A 12,048-nucleotide genomic window follows, 5' to 3' on the forward strand; every position below is an offset into this window, starting at 1 on the left:
TACAAATCAGAGGCACTATGATTATATGATTATTATAATTATAGTGCCTTTTATAATAATACGGTTATACAAAGGAGAAAAGGTTATATGGAGAGCAGAATATTATTAAAAATTACCAGTATTCTCATGATTATTATGGGCGGGGTTACCCTGGTTTACCATCTTGTGCTGTTTGATGGAATTGGATTATTTGCAGAAGGATTGTTATCAAAAATTGTTTTAACAACGTTATTTATATACAGCGGCTATGCTATTTTTATGATGGTATCCGGTATTTTAGGATTAGTATTTAACAGGCGGGATGACAGAATGAATGTTATCCGAATACTGGGAACTATCATGTTTATCCTGCAGTTATTAGGTTTTGTCGGAGTGCTGCTGTCGGGAGATAATATTTTGACGAGTATACTGGGGCTATTATTACCTGGTCTGTATATTTTAGGAGCAAAAGACTATTATTAAATTTAAATTTGAAAATAACCGGTAAAATATCTGCCGGATTCTATAGATTTGAGTGGGTATGAAAATTGTTGGTGCCTTCCGTTGTATCAACGCCGGGAGGCACTAGGGAAAATTTGAAGTGTGGGATCGGCGTATTGATAAACTCATCTGCTGCAGTCATTTTGCTGTGATCTATGCAGGTGATTTTATAAATTTTAATCAAAGGGGATGATTATATGAGTGTATTTACATGAAACCGTAAGTTGAGCATTACATAAGAAAAGGAGAGAAACATGGAAAACCGAAAGAGACAATTAATAGTGTTAATTTGTTTTCTGGCAGTTTTTGTATGCGGAATCTGTCTGATGAAAACGGATACACTTGCAGCTCCATCTCAAAAAAGCTTCTGGGATGTAGCGGATATCAATCCGGTATCCAATCCTGCAACAGAAAACTGGTTGACTACATTAATTGCAAAACAGATTGTGGGTTCGCCGAAGCCCACGCCTTCACAGCTTACCCAGGCGCAATTTGATTCGATTGAGACACTTGTGATCAAAACGGTTCCCGGAAGTGGGAAAAACCCCTGGGAAGCGCCAAAAGAACTGGCTAATCTCAGGAATCTGAAAGAAATTGAATTTCAGGCGTTAACAACAGAAAGCGTTTTTAATAATACGCCAGATGAAATGTTTGAGATTCCATCCCTGAAAAAACTTAAGATCACCTATTACAAGGGGAATTTTCCGGCTAAATTATGTTTGGCTACTCAGATTGAAGAACTTGAGATACTGAATGGATCCGGTACTTTAGGAAGTAGTAAACAAACGGTAATACCACAGGAATTTGGTAATTTAGTAAATCTCAGGCGTCTAAACATTCAGGAGACGATGAGCAATATAACATTTCCGGAATCAATAGGAAACCTGGTAAATTTACAGTCTGTTGAAATTTCTGACGGAGAAGGAGTTATATTTCCGGAAGAACTGGGAAAACTGCAGCAACTGGAAATTTTCAATGCTGCAAATGTGGTAATGGATGAATTTCCGGGAGGACTTACTAACTGTAGAAGTTTAAAAGAATTGTCCCTGTATGGTAGAAATTATGCTGAAATACCAGAACAGATCTCTAACCTTGCAAATCTGGAGAGGCTGGAATTACTATTTCTCCCGACGGGATGCAAGATCCCTGAAAGTATTGGAGAGCTGTCAAAACTAAAATATTTATCCACGTACAGTGTATATTATAATGACCTGGATAAAGAAGTCGGGATAACACAGCTTCCGGAAAGTATTGGGAATTGTACCGAGCTGGAAGAGATAAATTTAACAGGGGCATCCATAACCTCCCTGCCAAAATCAATTACGAAACTGAAAAAACTGACGAAGCTGGATTTGAGCCAATGCTTAAATCTGAAGAGCCTTCCGGCAGATATTGGCGGTATGTCAGCACTGACACAACTGGATCTGGAAGTTGTCCTGCCGGATATCGGACAGATCAGCGTGTTGCCGGATTCCATTGTAAACCTGACGAACCTGACTGAATTAAAAGCAGGACAGCAGCAGCTGAAAACTCTGCCGGATAAAATCGGAGAAATGAGCGGATTAACAGCAATTTACGTGGAAGGAAACCAGCTTACCCAGCTTCCGGACTCTATTGGACAGTTGAAAAATCTGGGTATTCTTCATGCACAGAGAAATAATTTAACAGAGATACCGGGATCAATCGGCAATCTGTCTCTGGGGCAGTTATTTCTACAGGGTAATCAGCTGACCTCCCTGCCGAAGGAAATTTCTGAGCTGGAAGGAAGCAGCTGGATGGGGCAGGTAGCAATTGATTTGAGTAACAATAAGTTCAAAACCGTTCCGGATATTTCACTTTTTAAGAAAGCCACAGTGGCTTCTTTGGATTTATCAAATTGTGAAATTGAGGACTTAGGAGAATGGACGGGGGAGGATGGAAGTCCCGGTGCGCTCAACGGATTTTATGCTAAGCAGAGAGTTGGCGTATCCGTAAACTTATCCGGCAACCGTATTTTAAACATACCGGAATCCTGGGAAGGCAAGGTTGTACCATCCAGTACAGTGTTAAAGGGACAGACAACTAAAGTAACAGCACAGTATAATTCAGGTACAAAAAAAGCAGTATTAACTAACCCACTGCAATATCATGGCGGAAAGCTGCCGATTGATAAATATACCATTTCCGGCGGTGGCAAATACGACTATAATACCTATACATTTACCTGGGATAATGCAAAACCAGGAGATATGTATACCATTACTTTTGATGCAAAATCTATTTATAATTCCCAGGGAGAGAAGCTGTACCAATATTCCGGAACACTTTACGTCAGCGTAGGCGATGGAGTACAGACCGGACATACACTCAAACTGACAGCCAGAAATTCCAAGGGAGAGGATTTAACCAGCCAATGGCCAAAGAGCTTCAAGAGCAGCTACGAAGTATTCCCGGATGAAACAATCCGATTTAAATTACCGGGTATCGCAGGATATACACTGGCATCCCCGATCGGTGATTTCGTACAGGGAAGCGGAGGAAACATATCGGCAGCCGATGGATTCGTAACTATTTCCAAAATTACGCAGAATAGTGAAGTTGTATTCCATTATGCAAAGGGATTGCATCGTATTCAGGTAGTACCATTAGAATATGGAACGGGTACAGATCTGACAGAACTGGCAGCAGATCCGAATTATCAATTTAATTATGAAGTAGAAGAAAACGGATCCATAACTATTCAAGCGCCTCTGATAAAAGGTTATACCATAAAAGGAGCTAGTCAAGTCACTCTGAATGAAGTAACTTCAGATCGTTCAGTGGAATTCACCTACACCAGAAATCCTGTAGAAGAAAAAGTGAATATAATAATTCAGGTAAAGGATGCAGATGGAAGAGACTTGAGTGCACTTGTAGACCAAGATGTTACACCTTTAAATAGAGAAGTTACAAAGGGAAGCAGCGTAAGAGTAGAGGCACCAGTGATAGGCGGATATAAAGTCCAGGGAGATAGTTTCCAGGAATTCAATCCAATCACGAAAGACGAGACAGTAACATTTACGTACAAGGAACAGCTGCAAGTCACAATTAAGGTAAAGGATAGTGCAGGAAAAGACTTGTCAAATCTGGTAAACCAGGAAACGACACCGTTAGTAATACCAGTGCTGAAAGGTGACAACGTAAGAGTAGAGGCGCCAGTGATAGGCGGATATAAAGTCCAGGGAGAAAACTTCCAGGTATTCAATCCAATCACGAAAGACGAGACAGTAACATTTACGTACAAGGAACAGCTGCAAGTCACGATCAAGGTAAAAGATAGCGCAGGAAAAGACTTATCCAATCTGGTGAATCAGGAAACAACACCACTCGTGATACCAGTGCTGAAAGGTGACAATGTAAGAGTACAAGCACCAGTGATAGATGGTTATGAAGTTCAGGGAGATAATTTCCAGGAATTCAATCCAATCACGAAAGACGAGATAGTAACATTTACGTACAAGGAACAGCTGCAAGTCACAATTAAGGTAAAGGATAGCGCAGGAAAAGACTTATCCAATCTGGTGAATCAGGAAACGACGCCACTCGTGATACCAGTGCTGAAAGGTGACTACGTAAGAGTAGAGGCGCCAGTGATAGATGGATATAAAGTCCAGGGAGAAAACTTCCAGGTATTCAATCCTATCGCCCAAAATGAAACAGTAACATTTACGTACAAGGAACAGCTGCAAGTCACAATTAAGGTAAAGGATAGCGCAGGAAAAGACTTATCCAATCTGGTGAATCAGGAAACAACACCACTCGTGATACCAGTGCTGAAAGGTGACAATGTAAGAGTAGAGGCGCCAGTGATAGATGGATATAAAGCTCAGGGAGATAATTTCCAGGAATTCAATCCAATCACGAAAGACGAGACAGTAACATTTACTTACAAGGAACAGCTGCAAGTCACAATTAAGGTAAAGGATAGCGCAGGAAAAGACTTATCCAATCTGGTGAATCAGGAAACAACGCCACTCGTGATACCAGTGCTAAAAGGTGACAATGTAAGAGTAGAGGCGCCAGTGATAGGCGGATATAAAGTCCAGGGAGAAAACTTCCAGGAATTCAATCCAATCACCAAAAATGAAACAGTAACATTTACTTACAAGGAACAGCTGCAAGTCACAATTAAGGTAAAAGATAGCGCCGGAAAAGACTTATCCAATCTGGTGAATCAGGAAACAACACCACTCGTGATACCAGTACTGAAAGGTGACAATGTAAGAGTACAAGCACCCGTGATAGATGGATATAAAGTTCAGGGAGATAATTTCCAGGAATTCAATCCAATCACGAAAGACGAGATAGTAACATTTACGTACAAGGAACAGCTGAACGTGACGATCAAGGTAAAAGATAGCACCGGAAAAGACTTATCCAATCTGGTGAATCAGGAAACAACACCACTCGTGATACCAGTACTGAAAGGTGACAATGTAAGAGTACAAGCACCCGTGATAGATGGATATAAAGTCCAGGGAGATAGTTTCAAGGTATTCAATCCAATCACGAAAGACGAGACAGTAACATTTACGTACAAGGAACAGCTGCAAGTCACAATTAAGGTAAAGGATAGTGCAGGAAACGACTTATCCAATCTTGTAAATCAGGAAACGACACCGTTAGTAATACCAGTGCTGAAAGGTGACAACGTAAGAGTAGAGGCGCCAGTGATAGGCGGATATAAAGTCCAGGGAGAAAACTTCCAGGTAATAAATCCAATCACGAAAGACGAGACAGTAACATTTACATACAAGGAACAGCTGCAAGTCACAATTAAGGTAAAGGATAGTGCAGGAAAAGACTTGTCAAATCTGGTAAACCAGGAAACGACACCACTGGTAATACCAGTGCTGAAAGGTGACAATGTAAGAGTACAAGCACCAGTGATAGATGGATATAAAGTTCAGGGAGAAAACTTCCAGGTATTCAATCCTATCACCAAAAATGAAACAGTAACATTTACGTACAAGGAACAGCTGAGCGTGACGATTAAGGTAAAAGATAGCGCAGGAAAAGACTTGTCAAATCTGGTGAATCAGGAAACAACGCCACTCGTGATATCAGCCCTGAAAGGTGACAACGTAAGAGTAGAGGCACCAGTGATAGACGGATATAAAGTCCAGGGAGAAAATTTCCAGGAATTCAATCCAATCACGAAAGACGAGACAGTAACATTTACGTATAAAGAACAACTGCAAGTCACAATTAAGGTAAAGGACAGCGCAGGAAAAGACTTATCCAATCTGGTGAATCAGGAAACAACACCACTCGTGATACCAGTACTGAAAGGTGACAATGTAAGAGTACAAGCACCCGTGATAGATGGATATAAAGTCCAGGGAGAAAATTTCCAGGAATTCAATCCAATCACGAAAGACGAGACAGTAACATTTACGTATAAAGAACAACTGCAAGTCACAATTAAGGTAAAGGACAGCGCAGGAAAAGACTTATCCAATCTGGTGAATCAGGAAACGACGCCACTGGTAATTCCGGCACTGAAAGGTGACAACGTAAGAGTACAAGCACCAGTGATAGATGGATATAAAGTCCAGGGAAATAATTTCCAGGAATTCAATCCAATCACGAAAAACGAGACGGTAACATTTACGTACAAGGAACAGCTGAGCGTGACGATCAAGGTAAAAGACAGCGCAGGAAACGACTTATCCAATCTGGTAAATCAGGAAACGACACCACTGATAGTTCCGGCACTGAAAGGTGACAACGTAAGAGTACAAGCACCAGTGATAGACGGATATAAAGTCCAGGGAAATAATTTCCAGGAATTCAATCCAATCACGAAAGACGAGACAGTAACATTTACGTACAAGGAACAGCTGCAAGTCACAATTAAGGTAAAGGACAGCGCAGGAAACGACTTATCCGATCTGGTAAATCAGGAAACAACACCACTGGTAATTTCGGCACTAAAAGGTGACAACGTAAGAGTAAAAGCACCAGTGATAGACGGATATAAAGTCCAGGGAGAAAATTTCCAGGAATTCAATCCAATCGCGAAAGACGAGACGGTAGAGTTTATTTATCAGGAAGAAATAAAACCAATTGAAAAAGTAATGGTTACCATCCACGTAAATGATACTACAGGAAAAGATCTAAGTAATCTGGTAGATCAAAACGTAAATCCTTTATCCTTAGAAGTGGAGAAAGGGAGCGATATTACGGTTACGGCACCTGTAATTGAGGGATATAAACTACAGGGAAAGGGTAATATTAATTTCTTCCCGATTCAAAAGGATGAAATAGTAGAATTCATTTATGAGGAAGAAGTGAAACCTGCAGAAAAAGTTACCGTGACCATTCTTCCTGTGGATACAGAGGGCAATGATTTAAGCAGCCTTGTGAACACGGAAGACAGACCATTAGTTTGGGAAGTGGAAAAAGGCAGCAATGTGAAAGTAGAAGCGCCTGAGATTGATGGGTATGTTCTTCAGGGAGAAAGTTCTAAAGATTTTTCACCAATTAAGCAGGATGAGAACATTGTATTCACATATGCAAAAGAAGTAAAGCCGGTAGAAAAAGTAAATATAATCATTATACCGATAGATGAACAGGGCAGGGATTTAAGCAGTCTTGTAAATCAGGAAGAAACACCGCTGCATCAGTCAGTGGAGAAAAATAGTAATGTGATTGTTTCTGCTCCTGTAATTGAAGGATACAAAATCCAGGGAGAAAGCTTTCAAGAATTTAAACCCATTTATCAGGATGAAACCGTGGTCTTTGAATATAAAGAAGCGGAGAAGCCTGTGGAAAAAGTAAACATTACAATTCTTTTAAAGGATGAGTCAGGAAATGATTTAAGCAGTCTTATAGACCAGGATATTTATCCATTGGCGAGGACAGCAGAAAAGGGAAGTAATGTGAGAATAGAGTATCCGGAAATGGAAGGGTATGAAATTCAGGGAGATAAAGTGAAAGACTTCTCACCGATTCTTCAGAATGAAGAGATCACATTTATTTACCGCAAAGAAGTAAAACCGGTGGAAAAAGTTTTTGTCACCATACTTGTGAAGAATGAGCAGGGAAGAGACCTTAGCAGTCTGGTAGACCAGTCGGTTACACCATTAGTGGTGGAAGCGGAAAAAGGCAGTGAGGTCAGAATAGAAGCTCCATTCATAGATGGTTATGTAGTGACAGGCGAAGATGTGCAACTGTTTTATCCAATTGTCAGAGATGAAACGGTAGAATTTATTTACAGAGAAAAGGAAAAACCGGTTGAAAAAGTTAAAATTCACATTTTGGTAAAAGATGAGAATAACAAAGATTTATCCGGTCTGGTTGACCAGTCTGTATCACCGTTGGAAATAGAAGCGGTTAAGGGGGACAGCATAAAGATCTATGCACCGTCCATTGATGGTTACAACGTAAACGGTCAGCCATATTATGTGATTTCACCGATTACAGGAGATCAATCTGTAACTTTCTATTATAAACAAAAGGTAATACCGGTAGAGAAGGTGAAGATATATGTAAAAGTTTTTGATGAGTACGATCATAATATTAGTAATTTAGTTGATCAGTCCATTTATAAAATGGTGTATGAAATTGACAAAGGAAGCAGTATCGTCATCAATGCTCCATCTATTAAAGGATACGAGGTGATAAGCCAGTCTAAGATTCATTTACAGAATGTTAGATATGAGCAGTCCGCAGCATTTTGTTATCGTAAAGTGCAGGAAAAACCAAAAAATCCTAAGCTTGTATTGAAACAAGATCGGGCAGAGATTTTTGTGGGAGACAATCTGCTGTTAGGACAGATGGTATCAGTTGCCACCGACTCCACAAACCAGGATCTTAGATATAGTTTGAGGTATACGGTATTGCCATCGTTCCTGATTAATGGACAAATATTCTGCTCTCCTATTGCAGGGGAATTCAGAGTAGCCATAACATTGCCACATGCAGCAGGGAATGTAACAAAATATCTGCTGGTAAAGGTGAAAGATCGTCCGAAACCTGATTATGCAAAGCTTACTTTGAAAAAGAGTAAAGTAACAATCAAAGTTGGTAAGAAATTAGATTTAAGAACTCTAATCTCTGTGGCTCAGGATTCCAACGGAAAGAATATCAAAGATAAAGTAACATTCATTGCAGATAAAAAGAAAATGATCAAAAAGAATTACTTTGCAGCATCAAAAACAGGAACTTTCAAAGTTACCTTTAAAATGCCATATCAGAAAGGTACTATGAAAAAGCAGTTAAAAGTTGTAGTTAAACCTGCAAGTCCGGTTCTGCGCTTAAAGAAAACTGAGATTACGGTTAAATCCGGAGAAACAGTAAATCTGAATCAGTATATCAAAGAAGCATTGCAGTATAAGGGCGGTAAAAATGCTATGAAATTAGTAAAATGCAAAGTAGGCTCAGAAAATTTGTCAGAGAATATGAAGTTTAAAGCTGATAAGGCAGGTAAATATAAAGTAATGTATTCTTTGACAAATAAGTATGGTATCACCGTTAAGAAATCCATGTACATTATTGTAAAAGCGAAAAAGCAACTTCCTGTTCTTAAATTATCTACGGATAATTTAAGCATCACTCCTGGTAAACGCGTATATTTGAAAGATTTCATAAAAACAGCCAGTGATGAAAAAGACGGTCCGAACTTAAAGAGTAAAGTCATATGTACATTGAATGGTGAACGGCTTTTGGGCGATACATTCTATAGCTATAATACCGGAAGTTACACTATTTTATATCGGTTAACTAATCAGGCCGGACAGACCGCCATGGCAGAGTTAGTAATTAATGTAAAGCCCTGGAGAAGCTAAAATTTAGTATATTAATAAATTCTCCAAATGTTTAAAGGGATCCGCTGTACACAAATACAGCGGATCTTTTTGTCAAATATCCTCTGACTGGAAAGAAGTTTTTTTGCACTGAAATTCTGTTTTTAAGGGTTAAAAGAATTAGAATATATTGAAAAAAACAATTCATGCAGATAAATAGGCATTTCAGGACAAGTCTGGTATTTCAGAAATGAATCTGTGATAAACTACCCTCAGAAAAGATTTAAGGAGGGAAATGAAAATGTATGATTACAATAAAATGAATCTGCACACAAAACGATATAAAAGAGCTGGAGCCATAATGGTGTTGGGATTTCTGCTTGCTTTGTTTTTTAGCATGTCAGCATTGGCTGCACCGGGCGTTCCCTCAGGATTGAGACAGACATATGCATCAGAAGGATCTGCCAAGGTCGTTTGGAATCAGGTTATGGGAAGCAGCATCCGATATGAGGTAGAATATTCACAAGACAACCGGAACTGGTATTCTGTTGGCTATACGATGACAAGTCTGGATTGCAGCAAGAGCGGACTTACCGCCGGAATGACATATTACTTTAGAGTCAGGGCTTATGAAAATCAATACCCCAATAAGATATATGGACCATGGTCAGCTGGAATAGCAGTTGCTACTACACCGGTTCAGATTCCATATCAGAAAGTAATACAGACAAATGCCGGTACATCAAGTGTAACACTGCAATGGGATAAATCAGCTGGAGCAACCGGATATAATGTATATCAGATTGAAAGCAATCAGGAGATCTATATAGGAAAGACGGCAGCAAATACTTATACCATTAATAATCTAAAGGCAGGCGGAACTTATAAGTATAAAGTATATCCGGAACGGAGCGCAGGCGGTTATACAGCGGTGGCCAGCTATGGTACAACAGTTTATGATGTAAAAACAGTACCGTCAAGTGTAAAGAATATTTTTACCGATTATGGATACGCAAATATCAAAAAAGCAAGTATTCAATGGGAAAGAGCAGAAAACGCAAATGGTTACGAAATTGCTTTATACTCTGCTAAAAACAAAAAAATAGGATCCACAAAAGTTATAAACTATAACACTAACAGCTATACATTTTCAAACATAAAAAAAGACTTTTATAAAGTAAAAGTACGTGCCTATATTCAGTTAAAAACAGGTAAGAAGTATAGTTCCTGGTCAACCTCCTACATTGCAATTCAACCAAAGGTGGAAGGTAAAAAATCCGGAACGGGAATTAAGGCCTCCTGGGACAAGATAAATGGAGCAACAAACTATACTGTATACATTTCAAGCAAACGTAATTCCGGTTATAAAAAAGCCACAACAACAAAATCAACAAAAACTATAATTAAAAAATATGGTAGCAGCAGGCTGAAAAAAGGCAGAACATATTATATTTACGTAGTAGCAAATAAGAAAGTTGGAAGTAAGACTTACAGAAGCAGTGATAATTACACTTATCAGGTTCGATACAGATAAACCTGTTGCGTAGTCTGATTGACAGGAGGAGAAAATGGCGGCAGCATTTGGGATTATGATATTAATTGGATTTATAATTATGCTATATGGATGTATTAAAATTAATACCCATTATGATATCATCATTGATGACTGGGAACAGGAAGCGTACTTAAAAATGATTAATAAAAAGTATTAGTTGATTTTATACTTTCAATAAGGTAGAAAGAATTGTAAATATACACAATTCTTTCTGCTTTTTTAATTTAAAAAAATATTCCAGTTCAAAAATATGAAAATTGTGGCATAATAATTCATGAATATTCACAAATGGAGGGAATGCAATGAAAAGCCAGAAATATGGATACGTACGCGTATCAACAAAAGATCAACACACAGACCGTCAACTGGCAGCTATGGAAAAAGCTGGTATATTATCAAGTCATATATTCGAAGACAAACAATCGGGTAAAGACTTTGATCGTCCGCAGTATAAAAAGCTAATAAAAAAATTAAAGGCTGGAGATGTATTATATGTAAAATCGATAGATCGCCTGGGAAGAGATTATGATGAGATAATATGCCAATGGCGCAGATTAACGAAAGAAATAAAAGCCGATATTGTCGTCATTGATTTTCCTCTGTTAGATACAAGAGTTAAAGAAAATGATATAACAGGTATCTTTATAGCAGACCTTGTTTTACAGATTTTGTCCTATGTTGCTCAGATAGAAAGAGAGAATATCCGGCAAAGGCAAAAGGAAGGAATTGAAGTTGCCAAGGTAAAAGGAGTACAGTTCGGTCGTCCCAGTAAAGAGCTACCGGCTGATTTTACAAACGTATATGAACAATGGTCTGAAAATAGAATCAGTGGCAGGGAAGCTGCCAGAAGATTAGAAGTAGATCATAAAACTTTTTTTAAATGGGCTTTACAAAGCAATCAATTGAATGAATCCCTATAATAAATTAATTGTAATATATTGTCGAAAATATATTGTTTTTGGAGAAAAAGGTAGACTTTTTTCCCCAGCTAAAAATACATAAAAATGACAGCCAGCATGCAGGCATAATCCAAGAAGGAAGTCGGCAGCTGGCTGTCATTTTACAGACCCTGATAGCTTTGCGTCACAGGCTTTCGCCTGTTTTGCTATTGTCATATATCACGTATTCTTTTGTTACAGTTTTCTTACTTGCCTTATTCTATCACATCTGAAGAAAAAAGTCTGATTTAATCACCAGTAATTTCCAGGAACCTATTAGAATGAATAAAAGAAAAGCCTTTGTTAT

5 protein-coding genes and 1 riboswitch are annotated in these 12,048 nt (G+C 38.7%); all 5 genes read left to right on the forward strand.

Annotated elements, in window-relative coordinates:
- Positions 1-87: 87 nt before the first annotated feature.
- The 5 genes from CD03_RS0103680 to CD03_RS0103700 all read left to right on the forward strand — a co-directional run bounded on the left by CD03_RS0103680 (position 88) and on the right by CD03_RS0103700 (position 11,723).
- Entirely contained in the window at positions 88-462 is a 375-nt protein-coding gene (locus CD03_RS0103680) for a hypothetical protein (RefSeq protein WP_027292479.1), read from the forward strand.
- A 272-nt stretch (positions 463-734) separates the two neighbouring features.
- Entirely contained in the window at positions 735-9,290 is an 8,556-nt protein-coding gene (locus CD03_RS0103685) for a leucine-rich repeat domain-containing protein (protein WP_027292480.1), read from the forward strand.
- A gap of 259 nt (positions 9,291-9,549) precedes the next feature.
- Positions 9,550-10,782 (forward strand): fibronectin type III domain-containing protein, encoded by a 1,233-nt coding sequence (locus tag CD03_RS0103690; protein WP_027292481.1) that lies wholly within the window; start codon positions 9,550-9,552, stop codon positions 10,780-10,782.
- Positions 10,783-10,816: 34 nt separating this feature from the next.
- Positions 10,817-10,960 (forward strand): hypothetical protein, encoded by a 144-nt coding sequence (locus tag CD03_RS37705; protein ID WP_156042758.1) that lies wholly within the window; start codon positions 10,817-10,819, stop codon positions 10,958-10,960.
- A 145-nt stretch (positions 10,961-11,105) separates the two neighbouring features.
- Positions 11,106-11,723 carry a recombinase family protein gene (locus tag CD03_RS0103700; RefSeq protein WP_027292482.1) on the forward strand — a complete coding sequence of 206 codons (618 nt, stop codon included), beginning with the start codon at positions 11,106-11,108 and terminating at the stop codon, positions 11,721-11,723.
- Positions 11,724-11,843: 120 nt separating this feature from the next.
- Positions 11,844-11,920: riboswitch (cyclic di-GMP riboswitch) on the reverse strand.
- Between the last annotated feature and the right edge of the window lie 128 nt (positions 11,921-12,048).

Source organism: Robinsoniella sp. KNHs210 (assembly GCF_000686105.1).
Taxonomy (GTDB): domain Bacteria; phylum Bacillota; class Clostridia; order Lachnospirales; family Lachnospiraceae; genus Robinsoniella; species Robinsoniella peoriensis.